Origin of the sequence: Thioalkalivibrio sp. ALE16 (assembly GCF_000381305.1) — a bacterium.
Classification (GTDB): Bacteria; Pseudomonadota; Gammaproteobacteria; order Ectothiorhodospirales; family Ectothiorhodospiraceae; genus Thioalkalivibrio.
In genome coordinates this window covers 229,573-251,155 of sequence record NZ_KB906354.1, presented here as the reverse complement: position 1 = coordinate 251,155, position 21,583 = coordinate 229,573, and the positions used below count along the sequence as shown (strand labels likewise).

Sequence of the window (21,583 nt, the reverse complement as noted above, 5' to 3'; positions counted from 1 at the left end):
GATCTCCGTCAGCGGTGGACGCGCCCGGGCGTCAGCCCTTGGCGCGTTCTTCCAGGATGGCGACGGCCGGCAGGGTCTTGCCTTCCAGGAACTCGAGGAAGGCGCCACCGCCAGTGGAGATATAGCTGATGCGATCGGCCAGGTTGTACTTGTCGATCGCGGCCAGGGTGTCGCCCCCACCGGCGATGGAGAACGCGTTGCTCTCGGCTATGGCCTCGCCCAGGGCCTTGGTGCCACCGGCGAACTGGTCGAACTCGAACACACCCACCGGGCCGTTCCAGACGATGGTGCCGGCGTTGCGCAGGGCCTCGGCGTAGGTCGCCGCGGTCTCGGGGCCGACGTCGAAGATCATGTCGTCATCGGCCACCGCGTCGACCGACTTGGTCTCGGCCGGGGTCGATTCGGAGAATTCCTTGCCCACGGTCACGTCGGTGGGGACCGGGATCTCGCCACCCTTCGCCCGGGCCGCCTCCATCAGGCGCTTGGACTCGTCCACCAGGTCGGCTTCAAACAGCGACTTGCCCACGCTGTGGCCCTGGGCGGCGATGAAGGTGTTGGCGATCCCGCCGCCGACGATCAGCTGATCCACCACGTTGGACAGCGACTCCAGCACGGTCAGCTTGGTCGAGACCTTGGAGCCGCCGACGATGGCCACCAGCGGGCGCTTCGGGGTCTCCAGGGCATGGCCGAGGGCCTCCAGCTCCTTGGCCAGCAGCGGGCCGGCACAGGCCTGCGGGGCGAACTTCGCCACGCCGTGGGTCGAGGCCTGGGCGCGGTGGGCGGTGCCGAAGGCGTCCATCACGAACACGTCGCACAGGGCCGCGTACTTCTTCGCCAGGGCCTCGTCGTCCTTTTTCTCGCCGGCGTTGAAACGCACGTTCTCAAGCAGGATCACCTCGCCCGGCTGGGCGTCCACACCGTCGAGGTAATCGCGCACCAGACGCACCTCTCGGCCCAGCAGACCGGCCATGTGCTCGGCGACCGGGGCCAGGGAATCCTCCTCGGAGAACTCACCCTCGGTGGGGCGGCCCAGGTGCGACATCAGCATCACGGCGGCGCCGCCGTCCAGCGCCTTCTGCACGGTCTCGAGGCTCGCACGGATGCGGGCGTCGGAGGTGACCTTGCCGTCCTTCACCGGGACGTTCAGATCCTGACGCACCAGTACGCGGCGACCCTGCAGGTCGAGATCGGTCATCTTGATGACAGACATGGGAGTACCTCTCGAAATACGGTTGAAAAGAAAGAAAAGGAAAAAGGCTTCGGGCTAGTCCCCGAAGGGACTGGCCCCAGGCCTCTGGACCCGGGAAGAGAAACGGCCGGACCCCGGAGAGGGCCCGGCCATCCGCCATTACTTGGCGACGTGCTCCACCATGCGCAGCATGTTGCAGGTGTAGCCGTACTCGTTGTCGTACCAGGCGACGACCTTCACGAAGGTCGGGTCCAGCTGGATGCCGGCGCCGGCATCGAATACGGACGGGGCGGTGTAGCCACGGAAGTCCGTGGAGACCACCAGCTCGTCGGTGTATCCCAGCACGCCCTTCAGCTCGCCTTCGGCCGCCTTCTTCATGGCCGCGCAGACGTCGTCGTACTTGGCGTCGCCGTTCAGTTCCACGGTCAGGTCGACCACGGAGACGTCGGAGGTCGGCACACGGAAGGCCATGCCGGTCAGCTTGCCGTTCAGTTCCGGCAGCACCTTGCCCACAGCCTTGGCCGCACCGGTGGAGGACGGAATGATGTTCTCCAGGATGCCGCGGCCGCCGCGCCAGTCCTTCATGGACGGGCCGTCGACGGTCTTCTGGGTCGCGGTGGCGGCGTGCACGGTGGTCATCAGGCCACGCTTGATGCCCCAGGTGTCGTTCAGCACCTTGGCCACCGGGGCCAGGGCGTTGGTGGTGCAGGAGGCGGCGGAGACCATGTTCTGGCCCGCGTAGTCACCGTGGTTCACGCCGTAGACGAACATCGGAGTGTCGTCCTTGGACGGCGCGGACATCACCACCTTCTTGGCGCCGGCGTCCAGGTGCTTCTGCGCGGTCTCGGCGGTCAGGAACAGGCCGGTGGACTCGATCACGATGTCGGCGTTGATGTCGCCCCACTTCAGCGCGGCCGGATCCTTCTCGGCGGTCAGGCGGATGCGGTTGCCGTTCACGACCAGGTGGTCGCCGTCGACGCTGATGTCGCCGTCGAAGCGGCCATGCACGGAGTCGTAGCGCAGCATGTAGGCCAGGTATTCCGGGTCCAGCAGGTCGTTGATACCGACCACCTGCAGGTTCGGGAAATCCTTGGCGATGGCGCGGAAGGCCATGCGACCGATACGACCGAAGCCGTTGATACCAACCTTGATAGACATGGGAGTCTCCTCTCTATTGCTTATGCGAAATCGTTACGGACTCAGCCGTTCAGCACGTCACGCGCGACCTGGGCGACGTTCGCCGGCTTGAAGCCGAAGTAGTCGAACAGGGCGCCCCCCGGCGCGGACTCGCCGAAGCGGTCCAGCCCGAACACCGCGCCGTCGAGGCCGGTGAACTTGTACCAGGTGGTCGTTGCGCCGGCCTCAATGGCGACCCGCGGACGCACCGCGTTCGGCAGCACGGCCTCGCGGTAGGCCGGGTCCTGCTGTTCAAACAACTCGACGCAGGGCATGGAGACCACGCGCACCTTCTTGCCCTCGCCGGCCAGTTCGTCGGCGGCCTGGACGGCCAGCTCGACCTCGGAACCGGTGGCGATGAAGATCAGGTCGGGGGTGCCGTCGCAGTCCTTCAGCACGTAGCCGCCGCGGGCGATGTTGGCGAGCTGCTCGCCATCACGTTCCATGTGCGGCAGGCCCTGACGCGACAGGATGAAGGCGGACGGGCCGTCGGTGCGTTCGATCCCGGCCTTCCAGGCCACCGCGGTCTCGACCGCGTCGCAGGGACGCCACACATTGAGGTTCGGGATCAGGCGCAGGCTCGGGGTCTGCTCGACCGGCTGGTGGGTCGGGCCGTCTTCGCCGAGACCGATGGAGTCATGGGTCAGCACGTACATCACGCGCTGCTTCATCAGCGCGGACATGCGGATGCCGTTGCGGGCGTAGTCGGAGAAGATCAGGAAGGTGCCGCCGTACGGGATGAAGCCGCCGTGCAGGGCGATGCCGTTCATGATCGCGGCCATGCCGAACTCGCGCACGCCGTAGAACACGTAGTTGCCGGCGGCGTCGTCCTTACTGACGCCCTTGGAACCGCTGTACATGGTCAGGTTGGACCCGGCCAGGTCGGCGGAGCCGCCCAGCAGTTCCGGCAGCGCCGGGGCGTAACCGCCGATGGTGTTCTGCGAGGCCTTGCGCGAGGCAACCTTCTCGGCCTTCTCGACGGTCTCCTTGATGAAGGCACTGGCCTTCTCGCTCCAGTCGGCGGGCAGATCACCGGCGATGCGGCGTTCGAACTCGGCGGCCAGTTCCGGGTGCGCCTGCTTGTACGCGGCAAAGCGCTCCTTCCACTCGGACTCGGCCTTGGCACCCTTGTCCTTCGCGCTCCAGCCGGCGTAGATATCGTCCGGAATCTCGAACGGGCCGTGGTTCCAGCCCAGCTCCTTGCGGGTCAGGGCCACTTCGTCGTCGCCGAGGGCGGCGCCGTGGCACTCTTCCTTGCCGGACTTGTTCGGCGAACCGAAGCCGATCACGGTGCGGCAGCAGATCAGGCTCGGCTTGTCGCTGTGCTTGCGGGCCTCTTCGATCGCGGCCTTGACCGCATCGGCGTCGTGGCCGTCCACGCCGCGCACCACGTGCCAGCCGTAGGCCTCGAAGCGGCCCGGGGTGTCGTCGGTGAACCAGCCCTCGACTTCGCCGTCGATGGAGATGCCGTTGTCATCCCAGAAGGCGATCAGCTTGCCCAGGCCCAGGGTGCCGGCCAGCGCGCAGGTCTCGTGGGAGATCCCTTCCATCATGCAGCCGTCGCCGAGGAAGGCGTAGGTGTTGTGGTCGACGATGTTGTGCCCGGGCTGGTTAAAGTGGGCGGCCATCATCTTCTCGGCCAGCGCCATGCCCACCGCGTTGGAGATCCCCTGGCCCAGCGGCCCGGTGGTGGTCTCGACGCCGGCGGTGTAACCGTATTCGGGGTGACCCGGGGTCTTGGAGTGCAGCTGACGGAACTGCTTGATCTCGTCCATCGGCAGGTCGTAGCCGGTCAGGTGCAGCAGGGAGTAGACCAGCATGGAGCCGTGGCCGTTGGACATCACGAAGCGGTCGCGATCCGGCCAGCTCGGGTTCGCCGGGTTATGCTGCATGTAGTCGTTCCACAGCACCTCGGCGATGTCTGCCATCCCCATCGGCGCACCCGGGTGACCGGAATTGGCCTTCTGAACCGCGTCCATCGACAGGGCGCGGATGGCGTTGGCAAGCTCTCTACGGGTCGGCATGCTGATCTCCTGCTCTAAAGTAGTGTTGGGTTTGGCTGATGGCGGGCGGCGGCGCGAGGCGACAGCGGCGACCGACCCGGACGAGTCGGCCGAACGAGGGGCTCACGGTTATCGGCCGGCGCTTCGGCGCGCGGCGGCCCGAGCAGCCTGCGGGAGCAGGTACCACCCGACGGCGCAGCCAGCGCGGCGGGCAGCTCTCCCCATCAAACGCGGTGTATTTTGGCCACTTTCGCGCACCGGGGCAAGTCGCCCCCAGGGCGCGCCACGCTGCGCCCTCGCCACCGACCAGGGGGGCACATGCCCCTACCCTCGCCGGGGAGGGGCTTAGAAAAATCCCGCGAGTCGCGTTACACTAGCGGTCGTTTTGCGCAAAACTAAATCGAAACGACCACAAAGGAACGCTTAATGTCCAACGATTACATCTTTACTTCCGAATCGGTCTCTGCGGGTCACCCCGACAAGATGGCCGACCTGGTCTCCGACACCATCGTCGACGCCATCATCGAGCAGGATCCGCACGCCCGTATCGCCTGCGAAACCGCCACCAAGACCGGCATGGTCATGCTGCTGGGCGAGATCACCACCGGCGCGCAGATCGACTATGAGAAGCTGGTGCGCGAGACGGTCTGCGAGATCGGCTACGACGACTCCGACAAGGGCTTCGACGGCAAGACCTGCGCCGTGCTGAACGTGCTGGGCGAACAGTCCCAGGACATCGCCATGGGTGTGGACCGCGACGTCTCCGACCGCGCCACCCAGGGCGCCGGTGACCAGGGCCTGATGTTCGGCTACGCCGCGCGCGAAACCGACACCCTGATGCCCGCCCCGATCTTCTACGCCCACAAGATGGTGCGTATCCAGTCCGAACTGATGAAGAGCGGCAAGCTGCCGTGGCTGCGCCCGGACGCCAAGAGCCAGGTTTCCCTGCGCTATGAAGACGGCAAGCCGGCCGGCCTGGACGCGGTGGTCCTGTCCACCCAGCACAGCCCGGACATCTCGCAGAAGGACCTGAAGGAAGCGGTCTACGAAGAGATCTTCAAGAAGGTCCTGCCGGCCGAGTGGCTGAGCCAGGTCTCCGACGACCAGATCCACATCAACCCGACCGGCAAGTTCGAGATCGGTGGTCCCGTGGGCGATGCCGGCCTGACCGGCCGCAAGATCATCGTCGACACCTACGGCGGCATGGCCCGTCACGGTGGTGGCGCGTTCTCCGGCAAGGACCCGTCCAAGGTGGACCGTTCCGCTGCCTACGCCGGCCGCTACGTGGCCAAGAACATCGTCGCCGCCGGCCTGGCCGACAAGTGCGAGATCCAGGTCTCCTACGCCATCGGCGTGGCCGAGCCGACCTCGATCACCGTCGACACCTTCGGCACCGGCAAGCTGGATGACCGCAAGATCGAAGGCTTCGTCCGCGAAGCGTTTGACCTGCGCCCGTGGGGCCTGGTCCAGATGATGGATCTGCTGCGCCCGATCTACAAGGCGACTGCCGCCTACGGTCACTTCGGCCGCGAAGACGTCGACCTCCCCTGGGAGCGCACCGACAAGGCCGAGGAACTTAAGAAGATGGCGGGCCTCTAATAGCACCCGACATTTTGTAAGCGAAATACCCATCCGGCTGAGGAGCGCTGCAGCGGTTTAACCGTCAGGCTCAGCCGGATGCTCCCCTGAAACGTGAACACGGCGCTCATCCAGATAAACGGAGAAGTTAATCCATGAATGCTGTGATGAACGACAAGAAAACGACCGATTACGTCGTCAAGGACATCAACCTTGCCGAATTCGGCCGCAAGGAAATTGCGATCGCCGAGACCGAGATGCCCGGCCTGGTCCAGACCCGCGAAGAGTTCGCGGCCTCCAAGCCCCTGAAGGGCGCGAAGATCGCCGGCTCCCTGCACATGACCATCCAGACGGCTGTGCTGATCCAGACCCTGGAAGCCCTGGGTGCCGACGTGCGCTGGGCCTCCTGCAACATCTACTCCACCCAGGACCACGCCGCGGCCGCCATCGCCGACAACGGCACCCCGGTCTTCGCCGTGAAGGGCGAAACCCTGGAAGAGTACTGGGACTACTGCCACCGCATCTTCGAATTCGACGGCGGCGCCAACATGATCCTGGACGACGGTGGTGACGCCACGCTGCTGCTGCACTTGGGCGCCAAGGCCGAGAAGGACCAGTCGGTCATCGCCAAGCCGGAGAACGAGGAAGAAGAAGCCCTGTTCGCCAAGATCAAGGAACGCCTGGCCGAACAGCCGACCTGGTACTCCGACATGCTCGCCAAGATCCAGGGCGTGACCGAAGAGACCACCACCGGTGTCCATCGCCTGTACCAGATGGCGAAGGACGGCGAGCTGGCCTTCCCGGCGATCAACGTCAACGACTCGGTCACCAAGTCCAAGTTCGACAACCTGTACGGCTGCCGCGAGTCCACCGTGGACTCCATCAAGCGCGCCACCGACGTGATGATCGCGGGCAAGATCGCCGTGGTCGCCGGTTATGGTGACGTCGGCAAGGGTGCCGCCCAGTCGCTGGCCGGCCTCGGTGCCACTGTGTGGATCACCGAGATCGACCCGATCTGCGCCCTGCAGGCCTCGATGGAAGGCTTCCGCGTGGTCACGATGGAAGAAGCGGCCGACAAGGCCGAGATCTTCGTCACCGCCACCGGTAACAAGGACGTGATCACCGAAGATCACATGACCCGCATGAAGGACCAGGCCATCGTCTGCAACATTGGTCACTTCGACTCCGAGATCGCCGTGGCCGCGATGCGCAAGTACGAGTGGGAGAACATCAAGCCGCAGGTCGACCACATCATCCTGCCGAACGGCAACCGGATCATCATGCTGGCCGAAGGCCGTCTGGTGAACCTGGGCTGCGGCACCGGCCATCCGAGCTTCGTGATGTCCAACTCCTTCACCAACCAGACCCTGGCTCAGATCGAGCTGTGGACCAAGGGTGACCAGTACGACAAGAACGTCTACGTGCTGCCGAAGCACCTGGACGAGAAGGTCGCGCAGCTGCACCTGAAGAAGCTGGGTGCCAACCTGACCCGTCTGACCGACGATCAGGCCAAGTACCTGGGCATGTCGGTGGATGGCCCGTTCAAGCCGGAACACTACCGCTACTGATCGGCCAGCCTCACATTTCAATTCGTTGTTAATGTGAACGCCGGGGCGGGCCGCATGTTCGTGCGGTCCGCCTTCTTTTTGTCTGGAGGACAAACATGTCTGCACAAGAACGCGTCTACAGCGTTGAGTTTTTTCCGCCCAAGGACGAGGCCGGAGCCGAGCGACTGGCCAAGGCCCGCAAGCGTCTGGGCGCCCTGAATCCCGAGTTCTATTCCGTCACCTTCGGCGCCGGGGGTTCCACCCGCGACCGCACCCTGGAGACGGTCAAGGACATCATCACCAACGACGGCATCCCCGCCGCCCCGCACGTCTCCTGCATCTCCTCGACCAAGGGCGAGCTGCACGAGCTGCTGTCGAGCTACCGCGACATTGGGGTGAACCGCATCGTCGCGCTGCGCGGCGACCTGCCGTCCGGCACCAAGAACTCCGGCGGCGATTTCCGCTATGCCTCCGAGCTCGTGGAGTTCGTGCGCGCCGAGTTCGATGACCAGTTCAAGATCGAGGTTGCGGCCTATCCGGAGTTCCATCCGCAGGCCCCGAACGCCGAGAAGGACCTGGAGAACTTCAAGACCAAGGTGGACGCCGGCGCGGACGCCGCGATCACCCAGTACTTCTACAACGTGGATGCCTACGAGGCCTTCATGGAACGGGTGGAGAAGATGGGCATCACCATCCCGATCATTGTCGGGATCATGCCGATCACCAACTACACCCAGATCGTGCGCTTCTCCGAGATGTGCGGTGCCGAGATCCCGCGCTACATCCGCAAGCGGATGGAGGCCTACGGCGACGACAAGGAGTCGATCCGCAAATTCGGTATCGAGGTCGCCACGCGCCTGACCGATGACGTACTGAACAAGGGTGCCCCCGGGATCCACTTCTATTCGATGAACCAGGCCGGGCCGACCGAACAGATCTGGAAGGCCCTGGACCTCGACAACCGGAAGTAGCCCCCGTGCGCTGCCCCCGGCTGCTGCTCGAATCCGAGGCACTGGCCGCGGGGCGGTCGCTTCCCGCCCCGCAGGACCGCCTGCACTACGCCACCACGGTCCTGCGCCTGAAGAGCGGCGCCCCCTGCCGCGTCTTTGACGGCCTTGGCAACGAATTCGAGGCCACTCTCGAACTGAACGGTCGCCGCGACGGCACCTTCCACCTAGGCGAGCGTGCCGCGCCGCCGACCCACCCTGCCTTTCCGATCCACCTGCTCCAGGGCATTGCCCGCGGCGATCACATGGACCTGGCGATCCAGAAGGCCGTGGAACTTGGGGTGCAGTCCATCCGTCCGGTGCTCTGCGAACGCTCACGTTCGGCCGCCGCCCACAAGGGCCTGGACAAGCGCCAGCGTCACTGGCACGGGATCCTGCGCGCCGCGGCGGAACAGTGCGGGCGTAACGAGCTCCCCCAGCTGCAGGAGCCCGCTTCACCGGACACGGTCCTGTCGGGCTGGCATGACACCCTGGGCTTGCTTGCCGAGGAAGGGGCACCGGGACTGGATGCGTGCCTGGACGGTCGCAACCGTCCAGCGGCGGTCGCACTGTTCGTCGGGCCGGAAGGCGGCCTCACGCCCGCGGAGATCGAGCTGGCACGGGAGCGGGGATTCCTGGGGGTCGGGATGGGCCCGCGCACCCTGCGCACCGAAACCGCCGCGATGGCCCTGCTGACCCTGGTCCAGGCCCGCCTGGGCGACCTGCGGGGATAATGCCCGTCCCGCCCGGAGACCAATGCGGCCTCAGGCCTGCTGGGCCTCGGCAATCTCCAGCAGGCGCTGTTCGAGGGTGTCCAGGCGCAGCAGGTGCGTGGTCACACCGGAGGCCTTCACCCGCCAGGACCAGGGGGTGGCGTCGGAATCTTCCAGCGCGTAGATGTTCTGCGGGGTGATCTGCACAGGGTGCGGCGTCCCGCGCACCTCCAGCGCGTAGAACGGCAGGTGCTCCGGCTGCATGACCGCCTGCATCACCAGCAGGCGGGTAAAGCGGCGACGGTCGTCGCCGCTGTCGCGGCCAGGGTCCAGCAGCTGATTCACGTTGATCACCGGCACCTGCACGTCCTGCCAGACCAGGCTGGGCTCCAGCCAGGGGATCTCCGGGTGTTCGGCGTCCTGCTCCACGGCACCCGCGCGGGTGGTGACCTCGAGAAAGGCGCTGCGCGGCAGCAGGATGGAGCCTGTGTCCAGCTGCACGATCACGGCCTCGACCGCCTGGGTCTGTGCGTCGTCGCTCATGCCGGCACCTCCTGCAGCTGCTCGCGGATGGCATTCAGCAGATCATTCTCCAGATACGGCTTGCCCAGATAGCCATTCACCCCGAGGCGGTCGGCCCGCTCCCGGTGCTTGGTGCCACTGCGCGAGGTGATCATGATGATCGGCACCTGACCGAAGTCCGGGTGATCACGCACATGGGCGGCAAACTCGAAACCATCCATGCGCGGCATCTCGACATCCAGCAGGATCAGTTGCGGGCGGCGCTCGTCGAGCAGACCCACGGCGTCCAGGCCGTCGCGCGCGGTCACCACGTCGTAGCCGTGGCGGGTCAGCAGACGGGCCGTGACCTTGCGGATGGTGATCGAGTCGTCGACCACCATAATCCGCTTCGAGCTCGAGGCCTCGGATACTGCCTGCGGGGCTTCCGGCAGCGACGCGGTGGCCTCGGCAAAGCGCACCAGCATACTGAGGTCCAGAATCAGCATCACCGAGCCGTCGCCCTGCAGGGTGGCACCCGCCACCCCCGGGATGCGACTCAGCACCGGGCCCACCGACTTCACCACGACCTCCTGACTGCCCAGCAGGCCGTCGATGCGCAGGGCCACGCGCCGGTCATCCGCCCGCACCAGCAACAGCGGGAAGGGATGATCCGGGAAGTGCTCGACCCCGGCCTGGCTCTCCACGCCCATCAGGTCGCCCAGGCCACGCACCTCGTAGTCCTGCCCGATGTAGTTGTAGGTCGCCTTGGCATCCTGCGAGTCGATCTCTTCGGCGCGGGCGCGGACCACGCCCTCGACCGAGGCCATCGGGACCGCGAAGGTCTCCTCGCCCACCTGGACCAGCAGGGCCTGGGAGATGGCCAGCGTGAACGGCAGGCGCATGGTGAAGCGCGAGCCCTTGCCGGGCGTCGACTGGATCTCCAGCGTGCCGCCGAGCTGCTTCACATCGCTGTTCACAACGTCCAGACCGACCCCGCGACCGGCCACCTGAGAGACCTCCGCAGCGGTGGAGAAGCCGGACTGCAGGATCAGCTGCAGGGCCTGGGCGTCCGAGACTTCGGCATCGGGGGCGATCAACCCGCGCTCGAGCGCGCGGGCGCGGATGGCCTCGGCGTCGATGCCACGACCATCGTCGGTCACCTGCAGACGGATCTCGCTGCCCGACTGCTCCAGGCTGACATCGATCTGACCCTGGACCGCCTTGCGCGCCTGCTCGCGCTCGGCCGGTGCCTCGATACCATGGGCGATGGCATTGCGCAGCAGGTGTTCCAGGGGCGACACCAGTCGTTCCAGCAGGGCGCGGTCGAGTTCGGCCCCCTGGCCGGTGAACTCCACCCGCACCGGCTTGCCGAGATCCTCGCCCGCCTGGCGCACCACGCGGCGCAGACGGGGCGCCATGCGGGCGAAACGCACCATACGCTGGCGCATCAGCTGATCCTGCAGGTCCGTGCCGACGCGGCGCTGCTGCAGCAGGATGCCGCCGGCATTCTGGAGTTCGTCGCCGACTTCCTGCTTGAGGGCCTCGAGGTCACTGACACTTTCGGCCAGGGCCCGCGACAGCTGCTGGATCCCGGAGTAGCGGTCCATCTCCAGCGGATCGAAGTCCAGGGCCTCCTCGCCACTCTCCTCCTCCACCCGGAACAGGATCTGCGCCTCGGTCTCGATCTCGAGCTTGCGCAGCTGGTCGCGCAGACGCGCGATGGTGCGCTCGAGTTCGTCGACCTGGCCCTCGACCCGCCCGACCGTCTGCTCGAATCGACGATGGAAGGTTGCCAACTCGCCGGCGTTGTTCACCAGGCTGTCGAGGACCTCGGCGTCCATGCGGACCTGGTCCTGAATACGGCGCCCCTCGGATTCCGGCGGCTCGTGGCTGCGCTGGTCCCCCGCTGCGGCCGGCATTGCCGCCTCGGCAGCCGGTGCGTCGGTCTCCGCGTCGCCCGCATCGGCCTCGGTCTCCGCTGGTGCGCCCGCCTCAGGCTCGGGCGATTCGCCGGCCTCGCCGGCGGCCCAGCTCCGCAGCGCCGGCAGCGATTCGCTGGCCGACTCGTCCATCTGCCAGGCCCCGACCCCGCGCTCCACCAGATGCTGGACATCCGTCAGGGCGCGCTCGGTGAGCTGGAAGAAGCCATCGCGCGGCTCGAGACCGGTCTCGGTCTCCACGCTCAGCGCGCTCTCGAGCGCGTGCGCGATGGCGCCGACCACAGTGAAACCGGCCATGCGGGCACTGCCCTTCAGGGTATGCACCTCGCGCTGGAAGGCGTTCTGGTCCGGACCGGGCCGCCCCCCGGCCTCGCGCCAGCCATGGAGGGCGGCGAACGCGGCCTCCAGGATATCCCGGGCCTCCTCGATGAAGACCTCGGCAAACTCCCAGTCGATCTCCAGCTCGGGCTCGGGCTCGGCGCCCGCTTCCGGCACCGAGGACACCTCGGGCACCGCTTCGGCGGCTTCGGGTTCGTCGAATTCCGGCGATTCCTCCTCGTTGGACTGCTCCTCGGCACGCAGCAGTTGCTCGGCGGTCGCATGATCCAGCAGGGCGTAGACCTCGGGGGCCCAGGACGGCGGATCCAGCACCTTGGCCGGATCGGGTTCCTCGTCGGCCACCGCCTCGGCGACGTAGGTCTCCAGCCGGCGTAGCAGCTCGACGGCCTCGCCCGACAGGGCCCATTCCATATCCCGGTGGATGCGAATCAGGCGCTCGAACGGGCCGCAGACCGAGTAGATACCGCGGATGTCCGCCGTGCGCGCGCTGCCGTTCAGGGTGTGCAGCGCGCGCTCCAGATCATGATTCGGGATCCGGTCCGGGCGCCATTGCGATTCATCCAGCCAGCCCCGCAGGGTGAGCAGGTGCACCTGGGCCTCGGCGGCAAAGACCTGCCATAGCTGCGGGTCGGTCTCCATGCGCGCGGCCGAGTCTCCCGCCGAGGCCTCCGCGAGGTCCCCCTCGTCCGGTGCCGGTTCGTCGATCCCCGGCTCTCCGGGCGCAACCCCCTCCAGTTCCGGGGTATCGGCCTCCGGCTCGAGCGCGCCCTCCACGGGCAGCGAGTCGCCCCCCTCCAGGATCTCTTCCGTCACCTCGAAGGCATCGGCCGGGAGCTCGAGATCGTCCAGATCCAGCGGTTCGACATCCGGCGCGGAAGCCCGCAAGTCGTCGCTGCCCGCCACCGGGGCTGACTCCCCTTCCGGCTCTGCGTCGGGAACAGACGCGTCCGACTCGGGGACGGATGGCTCCAGCGCATCCGGCGGGAGGTCCGGCACGAACGCACCGGATTCCTGGAGGAGTTCGTCGGCAGCCTCATCCTGGTCTGGCTCCACAGGCTCCAGGGTCTCGCTGGATGCCACAGCGGCCGGGGCGTCCAGATCATCCAGGGTGCGCGCCAGTGCCTCGAATTCGGCTTCCGCACCCGACGGAGCGGCGGGGGCCATGGGCTCTTCGTCCGCCTCGGCCTCGGTTTCCGGCTCGCCACCGGCCAGGGCCCGCAGGCGCAGGGCGATATCGAGGACGGGGGTATCCGGTCCGGTGTCATCCCGGACCTCGCTCACCAGGCCCGGCAGGACCCCGATGGCGTCCTCGATAACCTGCAGGGTGGCGTGGTCCGCCTCATGCCCGGAATCCAGCAGGCGATTGAGGAAGGACTCCACCGCCCAGGCGAACTCGCCCAGACGCAGGGCCCCGGCCAGCCGCCCCGAACCCTTCAGGGTATGGAAGGAGCGGCGGATCACCGAGAGGGTGTCGAGGTCCGCCGGGTTGGACTGCCACAGCGGGAAATGCTGGGTCAGGCTGGCCACCTCCTCGTCCGCCTCCTCGAGGAAGATCTCGAGGATCTCCGGATCGACGTCGGGGCCACGCACCTGGTCCGCCAGCACCGCATCGTCAAAGGGCAGGGAATCACGTCCCCCGGCGGGCACCGAGCTCGTCGGGGGTGCAGCGGCCGCGACGTCGGTCGCGGGGATCCCGGCCTCGGCCCCCGGCTCCGGGGCGTTCTCCGCCGGCAGATCCTCGAGCGTGCCGGAGTCGAACGCCACCTCGTTGTCAGTCACCGGTTCGGCCGAGTCGTGCTCCGGCGCCGCCTCCGGGGCGTCCCCGGCCTCGGGAACCGCGGCCAGCGGCGCATCCGCGCCATCACCACCGGAGATCGCGCCGATGCGCTGCAAGGCCGCGATGCCGCGCTCGTGCACGCTGTCCAGTTCGCGCCAGGGCTGACCGGACGACTCGAGGGCCACCTCGATGCTGCTGAGGACCTCGGCCAGGGCCTCGACCTCGCCCTCCTCCAGCTCCGTGGCCGCCCTGCCGGCGCGGGCATCCAGATGCCGGATCAGCGGACCGAGGAGGGCATGCAGTGCCTCGAAGCCCGACATCGACATGGCCCCCTCGATGCGCCGCAGGCCCTCGCGGGCCTCGTCGAGGCCACCCTCGCCGGCCTCCGCCCCGGCGTCGAGGAAACCAAGGAAGATGTCACGCACCCGGCGAACATCGACCAGGGCCTCCTTGTAGACCGCGGCCGCCAGCGCGCGATCGAACTCCGCCTGCGGCGTGGGGCTGTGGCTCTTCCGCCGCAGACCGGACTCGAGCAGGGATTCGAGAGCCAGCAGGTGTTCCGCCAGCACCATGTCGACCTGTTCGTCGGCCTCGCCCGCACGCTCGGGGGTCAGCGACGCCGCCAGGGCATCGGTATGGTCCTGCCCGGACTCCAGACCCAGCAGGCTGAGCGTGGAACCGATCCGCTCGACCTGTTCGCGCAGGTGAGCCAGATCCTCGGCCCCGCGCACCGGGGAGCGCATGAGTACGTCCAGCCGCTCGCGTACCTCGGCGAGGTCGTCTTCCAGCGCCTGGCGCAGGTTGTCGTAGACCGAACGACCGACCCTGCTGGCGTCGTCCTCGAGGCCGAGGCCGTCGAGGCCGAACACCTCGCGCACCGCTAGGGTCTGCTCCCCTTCCGAAGTGGCACAGGCCACGTGAAACAGCAGGGTCTTGATCAGGTCCGAAGGCGCCGCGTATTCGGGCTCCGAACCCGCATCGCCGGCTTCCAGGTGGGCCGTTAGCGCGTTCAGGTAGCGCCCGAGTTCACGATCGACCCGCCCGACCAGGCGCCGCACGTCGGTATCGGCCTCGACCCCCCCGGCGGCGACCGCCTCCAGCACCGCACCGGCGACCCAGAACAGGCGGCGGGCCTCGCCCGCCGGGACGACCTCCTCGACTGTGCGGACAGTCGCCTGCAGGCGTGCGGCCGGTGCCGTCGCATCCTCGCCGCGCACCAGTTCCAGGAGGTCACGCTGAAAGCGGCGGCGCGCCTGCTGCAGGACCGGGAGCCGCGCCGCCGGATCCAGCACCGCGCCACCGGAACCCACGCGGTCATCGTCGACGGCCTGCGGGTCCGGCATCAGCGCCGCGACGTCCAGCAACAGCGATGCCCCCCGGCTGCTGCGCAGCTCGTTCAGCAGGGGGACCAGGATCATCGGCGAGGGCAGTTCGCCATCGCCCTCGTTCTCGAGATAGTCCGGAAGCTGCAGGGACGCCCGCAGCAAGGGCTCGGTGGCCGCCACGTTGGGCTCGTCGGCCTGCTGCAGTTCGTCCAGGACCTGGAGCATCTCGTCGAGGATCAGGACCACGCTCTCGACCTGGACCATGACCAGGGTATTGCGGATCTGCTCGACCCGACTGCGCGCCTCGGCCAGACAGTCACCGCAGGTCGGGTCGTCGGAATACCGCCGCAATGCGTCCTGGACCTCGACAAACAGCTTGTCGAGCTCGTCGCGGACCCAGTTCAGTGCGCTGGATGCCATCGGCCGGGTCCGCCGTCAGGCCCGTTGTTCGTCGGAGGACGTCGTATCGGCGTCGGGATCGGGATCCATCGCATCGGGGTCCTCGCCAACGGCCTCGGTAGCGCTGCCCGGCTCGGGCAGCTTGAAGTCCGATACCGAGGACTGCAGCTGGGCCGAGAGCTGGGCCAGATCCCCGATCGCCGCCGCGGTGGACTGCGTCCCCTGCGTGGTCTCGGAGGTAATCTCGCGGATCTGCGCCATGATGGAGGTCACGTCCTGCGCCATCTCGGACTGCTTGCGGGCCGAGGAGGAGATACCGTCGATCAGGTCCGCGAGATCGGCGGAGACCTGTTCGATCTCGGACAGCGCCTCGCCCGCGGCCTGGGCCAGTTCGGCCCCCTGGACCACGTTGGCGGTACTTTGCTCCATGGAGCTCACGGCCTCGCTGGTATCCGCCTGGATGGCCTTGACCAGGCCTTCGACCTGACGGGTCGCGGAGGACGAACGTTCCGCGAGGCGCTGGACTTCGTCGGCCACCACCGCGAAGCCGCGGCCGGCCTCGCCCGCCGCGGAGGCCTGGATCGCCGCGTTCAGTGCCAGCACGTTGGTCTGTTCGGCGATGTCGTTGATCAGCCCGATGATGTCGCCGATCTCCTGCGAGGATTCGCCCAGTCGCTTGATCCGCTTCGCGGTCTCCTGGATCTGCTCGCGGATACTGTCCATGCCCTCAATGGAGCGGCGCACGGTGCCGGCCCCGCGGGACGCGATCTCCACCGAGTTACGTGCCACGGAGGCCGACTGCTCGGCATCCTGGGCCACCTTGTCCACCGAACGCGAGACCTCGTCGATCGCGTCATCCGCGCGCTGGATCTCGCGGGCCTGTTCTTCCGACTTCTCGGCCAGCCCCAGCACCTGCGAACGGGTGGACGCCGAGGACTCGCTGATGTCGGCCGCCACCGTGTTGATGGTCGCAACCAGGGTACGCAGGTTCTCGATCGCGTAGTTCATCGAGTCCGCGATGGCGCCGGTGAAGTCCTCGGTCACCGTCGCGTTCACGGTGAGATCGCCATCGGCGAGGTTCATCATCTCGTCAAGCAGGCGCAGGATCGCCTGCTGGTTGCGCTCGTTCTGGGCCTCGGTCTCGGCCAGTTCGCGCTTGGTGTCGCGGTAGAGGAACAGCCCCATCGCGATCAGCAGCAGCAGCGCCAGGCCACCAAAGCCGAAGCCGATCAGGGCGATCACGCCCGCCCGTTCGGCCTCCCGCGTGATGGCGGTCTCGAACGCGCCGGTGGTCTCGAGCATCGCGCCACTGCTGGCCTCGACACTGGAGGCCGCGGCATTGACCTCGAACACCTGGGTGGAGGTATCCAGAACCCCTTCCACCGCCTCGCTGAAGGCCACGAACAGCGTGGCGATCTCCTGCAGCAGGGCCCGTGCCTGCGGGTCGTCAACCGGCTCCACACCCAGCGGGGCGAAGCCCTCGATCAGCCCGTCCAGCACCCGCCCGTACAGCGTCGCGTCACGCTCGAAGCGTTCGATGGCGGCGGCCGCCTCGGCGCCACCCTGCAGCACCCGGCCGAGGTTGTTGGCGATCCGCTGGATCAGCATGGTCTGGCGTGCCGCCACATAGACCTGCTCGGGCGGCTCGCCGATCTGGGTCATGCGCCGCACGACATCATCGGACAGCCGCGACAGTTCCGGAGAGAAGGCCGCCACCGCGTCGGAGAACTCGGTGATCAACTGGATATCCGAACGCCCGAGGATGACCGTGTTGATGTGGTCCCGATAGGCGGACCACTCGCGGTCCACGGTGGCGATGTCCTCCTGCAGGGGTTCCGGCAGCGGCTGCAGCCCTTCGCCCCCGGTGCGGATCCGTTCCAGACGTGCCTCGAAGTCATCCCGCAGCGACTGCAGGTCGGAGAATGCCTGCTCGGAACCCGCGGCGGCCTCCAGCGAGCTGGTGGCCAGCCGCTGCGACAGCAGGCGCAGGTCGTTGGCCAGCGCGATGCGGTCGCGGTACTGGCTCTGCTCGTACTCGTGGTAGGTAAAGGCCCCGCCGGTCGCGATCAGGGCCAGCACCAGCAGCCCCCCGAGGACAAAATTACGTGCGCGACGACTCGATCCCATCAGTTCATACCCCCTGTCGCAGCCCCGCGCCCCGCGTCATCCGACTGCGGCTGCGGACTGTTCGCTACTGGATGTACCGGCCAAGCCCGTGCCGGTAAAGCGATTGTTGTCATTCAGCAGCAGATCCAGATCCAGCACCGGATGCAGCCGGTGCCCGAGATCGAATCCGCCGGTAATAAAGGGTCGGACAGCCTCGGGGACCGAGACTTCCAGACGGCGCTGGGACGGGATGCAGCGGCGCATCCCCTCGACCTGACTGACCAGCAGCCCGGCCATGCCCTGGCCCTGCGGCGCCACCACGATCCGCTGCCCGGTCGCGTCGTCCGGCAATGGCCGGTCCAGCAACAGCTTGCCCATATCGAACACCGGCAGCACCAGCCCGCGCAGGTTGCCCACCCCCAGCACGGCGGCATCCGCCAGCGGTACGCGGGTGAGCGTCATCGGATCGGCCACTTCGGCGATCGCGTCCATGTCGACCAGAAAGCGGAAATCGCCAACACGCAGCAAGACCCCGCGCCAGCCCGTACCAATGTCCCGCCGCAACTCGCGATTGACGCGGCGCCCTTCGCGATCAAGGCTCGCGATCAGCGCAAACGGCGAGGACAGGTCGGTCTTCATGCGGAGAGGTACTTCCCGATGGTTTCCAGCAGGTTCTTCTCGACCACCGGCTTGGTGATGTAGTCCCGGGCCCCCTGGCGCATCGCCCAGACCCGGTCGGTCGCCTGATCCTTGGTGCTGACCACGACGACCGGCACATGCGCCGTCTCCTCGGCCTGGGACAGCTGGCGGGTCGCCTGGAAGCCGTTGAGCCCGGGCATCACGACATCCATCAGCACCAGATCCGGGACCTGCGACTTCGCGGCCGCGACCCCGTCCTCGCCGCTCTCGGCGGTGGTCACCGAATGCCCGTGCTTCTCGAGCATGGTACGCAGCACGTGGATCTCGGTCGGGGAATCGTCAACGATCAGAATACGGGCCATGGGGTTCGTCTTTCCTTGGTTGGTGTGGCGGAACGCGTCATGCCGAGGGGCTGGCGTACTGACGCATGGCACCCAGGAGGTCGTCCCTGGTGAATGGCTTGGTGAGGTAATCCTCCGACCCCACGACGCGGCCTTTCGCCTTGTCGAACACACTGTCCTTGCTGGACAGCATGATGATCGGCGTGGCGCGGAACTGCTTGTTGTTCTTGATCAGCGCGCAGGTCTGGTAGCCATCCAGGCGCGGCATCATGACGTCGATGAAGATAATGTCCGGACGCGACTCGGCGACCTTGGACAGCGCCTCGAAGCCGTCCACGGCGGTAATGACCTCGGCCCCGTGCTTTTGCAGCAAGGATTCGGCGGTGCGCCGAATGGTCTTGCTGTCGTCGATCACCATGACCTTGAGTCCCTGAAACTCGGTGGCCGAGTCCGCTTCGGCAAGCGCGTTAGACACCTTCTCCCCCCCTGGCCATTTCGCCCCGAATCTAGCGGAAGCGGGGCCGTGTGACAAACAGCACACCATGATATTGCATCGCGCGCAGCGCAATGCATCGAACACCGCCACCACCCTCCGGGTGCCGCGCGAGCTTCGATCAGCGTGGCATACTGCCCGGACACCCCGCACGATCGAGGCAACGTGACCACGAACATTGCCATCCTGATGGACCCGGTGGCGGACATCAAACCCTGGAAGGACACCAGCTTCGCGATGATGCTGGCCGCGCAGGCCCGCGGGCACCGCCTGCACTATCTCGAGCCGGCCGATCTGTGGATCGAGGAGGGCCGCGCGAGCGCGCGCAGCCGCCCCATCGAGGTGCGTGACCAGCGCGACGACTTCTTCCGCCTGGGCGATCCGGAGACGGGCCCGGCGGCCCGTTTCGATGTGCTGCTAATGCGCAAGGATCCACCGTTCGATCTCGAATACATCTATGCGACCTACGCCCTCGACCTCGCCGAACGCGAGGGCGTGCGGGTGTCGAACCGGCCGCAGGCCCTGCGCGACGTCAACGAGAAGGCCTTTACCGCGCACTTCCCGCAGTGCTGCCCGCCCACGCTGATCACCCGCGACCGAAGCCGCATCCGCGCCTTCCTCGAGGTGCAGGGCGATATCGTGGTCAAGCCGCTGGACGGGATGGGCGGGGCGTCGGTGTTCCGCATCCGCCAGGGCGACCCGAACACCTCGGTCATCCTCGAGACCATCACCGAATTCGACCAGCGCAGCGTGGTCGCCCAGCGCTTCCTGCCGGAGTTCACCGAGGGTGACAAGCGCATCATCCTGATCGGCGGCGAGCCCTGCCCCGATGCCCTGGCGCGCATCCCCGCCGCGGGCGAGAGCCGCGCCAACCTCGCCGCGGGCGGCCGCGGCGAGGCCCGCCCGCTGACCGAGCGCGACCGCTGGATCTGCCGCGAGATCGCCCCGGAACTCAAGGCCCGCGGCCTGGATTTTGTCGGCATCGACGTCATCGGCGACTACCTGACCGAGATCAACGTCACCAGCCCCACCGGCGTGCGCGAGCTGGACGCCACCGGTCACGACCTCGCCGGCCAGTACATCGACTATCTCACCCGCCCGATCGAAGGATGACCGGCATGCGCCGCGCGACGACCCTCACCCTGCTCCTGCTGCTCGCCACCCTCCTGCTGGCCGCCTGCGGCCGCGAGGAACCGGATACCGAACAGCTGGGCTTCTACGCCTTCGGGACTCTGGTGGACCTCAGCCTGTACCCCGCGGGCCAGTATGACGTGGAGGCCATCGGGACCGCGGTTCAGGAGGAACTGGAGATCCTGCATACCTCCTGGCATGCCTGGGAACCCGGATCCCTTGGCCGGACCAACGAACTGCTGGCCCTGCAGGGCGAATTCAGCGCCCCGCCCTCGGTCCTGCCGCTGATCGAGCGCGGCCGCGAGATGGAGGCCCTCAGCGAGGGGCTGTTCAACCCCGCCCTGGGCAAACTGGTGGCGGCCTGGGGCTTCCATCAGGACGACCCCCAGGGCCCGCCGCCGGACGAGGCAACCCTGGCGGAACTGCTGGACGCCCCCCCGAGCATGCAGGATATCGAACGCAATGGCGTGCGCCTGCGGGGCACCCACCCGGACCTGCAGCTCGATTTCGGCGGGCTGGCCAAGGGGCTGGCGGTAGAGCGGGTGCTGGACCTGCTCGCGGAACTCGGGGTGGAAGCCGCGATCTTCAACGCCGGCGGCGACCTGATGACCCTGGGCCGCCCCGAGACACGCCCGTGGCGCGTGGGCATCCGCCACCCGCACGGCGGCGTGCTCGGCAGCATCGAACTGGACGGCGGCGAAGCCCTGTTCACCTCCGGCGACTACGAACGCGGCTATGACTGGGACGGCACGCGCATCCACCACGTGATCGACCCGCGCACCGGCCGTCCAAGCCAAGGCATCGACAGCGCCACCGTGCTCCACCACGACCCCGCCCTGGCCGACGCCGCCGCCACCACGCTGATGATCGCCGGCCCGGAGGCCTGGCCGGAATACGCCCGCAAGATGGGCATCGACCACGCACTGGTGGTACTGGAAGACCGCATCGAGGCCACGCCGGCACTGGCCGACCGGGTACAACCCGGCCGCGACCGCGAGCCATTCGTGGTGCGCGAACTGCCGTGAACGCCGGCCGGCTGCGCTGGGGTGACGCGCTGATCGGCAGCCTGGCCGCCGGGATCGTGGTGGCGGCCTTCGTGCTGGCCTACACCCCTGCGGGCGATGCCCGGGTGCTGGTCATCAGCCAGGCCGGGGTCGCGCCGCAGCACGAACCCCTGGATCGCGCCCGGGTCCTCGAGGTCCAGGGCCCGGCCGGCATCACCCGTATCGAGATCGAACCGGGCCGGGCACGCTGTGCCGACTCCCCCGGGCGCCAGGACATCTGCGAGTCCAGCGGCTGGCTGCAGGCCCACGGCGACGTTGCCGTCAGCCTGCCCAACCGGCTGACGCTGCAGGTGCTCGGCACCGACCCCGGCTTCGACAGCATGCATTATTGAATCC

The 21,583-nt window shown here is 67.5% G+C and carries 16 protein-coding genes and 1 riboswitch; of the genes, 7 read left to right on the top strand and 9 right to left on the bottom strand.

Annotation, left to right across the window (positions count from 1 at the left end; genetic code table 11):
- Positions 1-31 precede the first annotated feature (31 nt).
- From F627_RS0101205 to tkt, 3 genes are all read right to left on the bottom strand, one after another.
- Entirely contained in the window at positions 32-1,210 is a 1,179-nt protein-coding gene (locus F627_RS0101205; protein WP_018865941.1) for a phosphoglycerate kinase, read from the bottom strand.
- Between the two features lie 138 nt (positions 1,211-1,348).
- On the bottom strand, positions 1,349-2,347 hold the full coding sequence (gene gap, locus F627_RS0101200; protein ID WP_018865942.1) for a type I glyceraldehyde-3-phosphate dehydrogenase: 999 nt from the start codon (positions 2,345-2,347) through the stop codon (positions 1,349-1,351).
- Positions 2,348-2,388: 41 nt separating this feature from the next.
- On the bottom strand, positions 2,389-4,389 hold the full coding sequence (tkt, locus tag F627_RS0101195; protein WP_019583041.1) for a transketolase: 2,001 nt from the start codon (positions 4,387-4,389) through the stop codon (positions 2,389-2,391).
- Positions 4,390-4,794: 405 nt separating this feature from the next.
- Here tkt and metK point away from each other — a divergent pair, with 405 nt between their 5' ends.
- The 4 genes from metK to F627_RS0101175 all read left to right on the top strand — a co-directional run bounded on the left by metK (position 4,795) and on the right by F627_RS0101175 (position 9,213).
- Positions 4,795-5,967, top strand: coding sequence for a methionine adenosyltransferase (gene metK, locus F627_RS0101190; RefSeq protein WP_019583040.1), 1,173 nt, complete (start codon positions 4,795-4,797; stop codon positions 5,965-5,967).
- Between the two features lie 33 nt (positions 5,968-6,000).
- Positions 6,001-6,082, top strand: a riboswitch (S-adenosyl-L-homocysteine riboswitch).
- 19 nt (positions 6,083-6,101) lie between these two features.
- Positions 6,102-7,514: an adenosylhomocysteinase gene (ahcY, locus tag F627_RS0101185; protein WP_026331989.1), complete on the top strand. Its 1,413-nt coding sequence runs from the start codon at positions 6,102-6,104 to the stop codon at positions 7,512-7,514.
- A gap of 95 nt (positions 7,515-7,609) precedes the next feature.
- On the top strand, positions 7,610-8,464 hold the full coding sequence (gene metF, locus F627_RS0101180; RefSeq protein WP_019583038.1) for a methylenetetrahydrofolate reductase [NAD(P)H]: 855 nt from the start codon (positions 7,610-7,612) through the stop codon (positions 8,462-8,464).
- Positions 8,465-8,469: 5 nt separating this feature from the next.
- Positions 8,470-9,213 carry a 16S rRNA (uracil(1498)-N(3))-methyltransferase gene (locus F627_RS0101175; RefSeq protein WP_019583037.1) on the top strand — a complete coding sequence of 248 codons (744 nt, stop codon included), beginning with the start codon at positions 8,470-8,472 and terminating at the stop codon, positions 9,211-9,213.
- Positions 9,214-9,243: 30 nt separating this feature from the next.
- Here the strand turns inward: F627_RS0101175 and F627_RS0101170 are convergent, their stop codons facing one another.
- From F627_RS0101170 to F627_RS0101145, 6 genes are read right to left on the bottom strand one after another with little or no spacing between them, the layout of a single operon-like run.
- Complete coding sequence (locus F627_RS0101170) at positions 9,244-9,735, bottom strand: hypothetical protein (RefSeq protein WP_019583036.1); 492 nt, start codon at positions 9,733-9,735, stop codon at positions 9,244-9,246.
- A complete protein-coding gene (locus F627_RS0101165) occupies positions 9,732-15,494 on the bottom strand; it encodes an Hpt domain-containing protein (RefSeq protein WP_019583035.1) in 5,763 nt (1,920 codons plus the stop codon). Before F627_RS0101165 ends, F627_RS0101170 begins: the two co-directional genes overlap by 4 nt.
- 15 nt (positions 15,495-15,509) lie before the next feature.
- Positions 15,510-17,600 (bottom strand): methyl-accepting chemotaxis protein, encoded by a 2,091-nt coding sequence (locus F627_RS0101160; protein WP_018865950.1) that lies wholly within the window; start codon positions 17,598-17,600, stop codon positions 15,510-15,512.
- A gap of 36 nt (positions 17,601-17,636) precedes the next feature.
- Positions 17,637-18,218, bottom strand: coding sequence for a chemotaxis protein CheW (locus F627_RS0101155; RefSeq protein WP_018865951.1), 582 nt, complete (start codon positions 18,216-18,218; stop codon positions 17,637-17,639).
- Positions 18,215-18,580 carry a PleD family two-component system response regulator gene (locus F627_RS0101150; RefSeq protein ID WP_018865952.1) on the bottom strand — a complete coding sequence of 122 codons (366 nt, stop codon included), beginning with the start codon at positions 18,578-18,580 and terminating at the stop codon, positions 18,215-18,217. The genes F627_RS0101155 and F627_RS0101150 overlap by 4 nt, the downstream gene beginning before the upstream one ends.
- Positions 18,581-18,617: 37 nt before the next feature.
- Positions 18,618-19,034: a PleD family two-component system response regulator gene (locus F627_RS0101145; RefSeq protein ID WP_026279175.1), complete on the bottom strand. Its 417-nt coding sequence runs from the start codon at positions 19,032-19,034 to the stop codon at positions 18,618-18,620.
- Positions 19,035-19,217: 183 nt separating this feature from the next.
- Here F627_RS0101145 and gshB point away from each other — a divergent pair, with 183 nt between their 5' ends.
- The 3 genes from gshB to F627_RS0101130 are packed head-to-tail and all read left to right on the top strand — an operon-like array spanning position 19,218 to position 21,579.
- A complete protein-coding gene (gene gshB / locus F627_RS0101140; RefSeq protein ID WP_018865954.1) occupies positions 19,218-20,165 on the top strand; it encodes a glutathione synthase in 948 nt (315 codons plus the stop codon).
- A gap of 5 nt (positions 20,166-20,170) precedes the next feature.
- On the top strand, positions 20,171-21,208 hold the full coding sequence (locus F627_RS0101135; RefSeq protein WP_019583034.1) for an FAD:protein FMN transferase: 1,038 nt from the start codon (positions 20,171-20,173) through the stop codon (positions 21,206-21,208).
- Positions 21,205-21,579 carry a NusG domain II-containing protein gene (locus F627_RS0101130; protein WP_018865956.1) on the top strand — a complete coding sequence of 125 codons (375 nt, stop codon included), beginning with the start codon at positions 21,205-21,207 and terminating at the stop codon, positions 21,577-21,579. The genes F627_RS0101135 and F627_RS0101130 overlap by 4 nt, the downstream gene beginning before the upstream one ends.
- The last annotated feature ends 4 nt before the right edge of the window (positions 21,580-21,583 follow it).

Coding starts and splice junctions, on each gene's coding strand:
- ahcY (WP_026331989.1), top strand. CDS start 6,102: ATGAATGCTGTGATGAACGACAAGAAAACGACCGATTACGTCGTCAAG.
- gap (WP_018865942.1), bottom strand. CDS start 2,347: ATGTCTATCAAGGTTGGTATCAACGGCTTCGGTCGTATCGGTCGCATG.
- metK (WP_019583040.1), top strand. CDS start 4,795: ATGTCCAACGATTACATCTTTACTTCCGAATCGGTCTCTGCGGGTCAC.
- F627_RS0101160 (WP_018865950.1), bottom strand. CDS start 17,600: ATGGGATCGAGTCGTCGCGCACGTAATTTTGTCCTCGGGGGGCTGCTG.
- F627_RS0101135 (WP_019583034.1), top strand. CDS start 20,171: ATGCGCCGCGCGACGACCCTCACCCTGCTCCTGCTGCTCGCCACCCTC.
- F627_RS0101205 (WP_018865941.1), bottom strand. CDS start 1,210: ATGTCTGTCATCAAGATGACCGATCTCGACCTGCAGGGTCGCCGCGTA.
- metF (WP_019583038.1), top strand. CDS start 7,610: ATGTCTGCACAAGAACGCGTCTACAGCGTTGAGTTTTTTCCGCCCAAG.
- F627_RS0101165 (WP_019583035.1), bottom strand. CDS start 15,494: ATGGCATCCAGCGCACTGAACTGGGTCCGCGACGAGCTCGACAAGCTG.
- tkt (WP_019583041.1), bottom strand. CDS start 4,389: ATGCCGACCCGTAGAGAGCTTGCCAACGCCATCCGCGCCCTGTCGATG.
- F627_RS0101155 (WP_018865951.1), bottom strand. CDS start 18,218: ATGAAGACCGACCTGTCCTCGCCGTTTGCGCTGATCGCGAGCCTTGAT.
- F627_RS0101170 (WP_019583036.1), bottom strand. CDS start 9,735: ATGAGCGACGACGCACAGACCCAGGCGGTCGAGGCCGTGATCGTGCAG.
- F627_RS0101150 (WP_018865952.1), bottom strand. CDS start 18,580: ATGGCCCGTATTCTGATCGTTGACGATTCCCCGACCGAGATCCACGTG.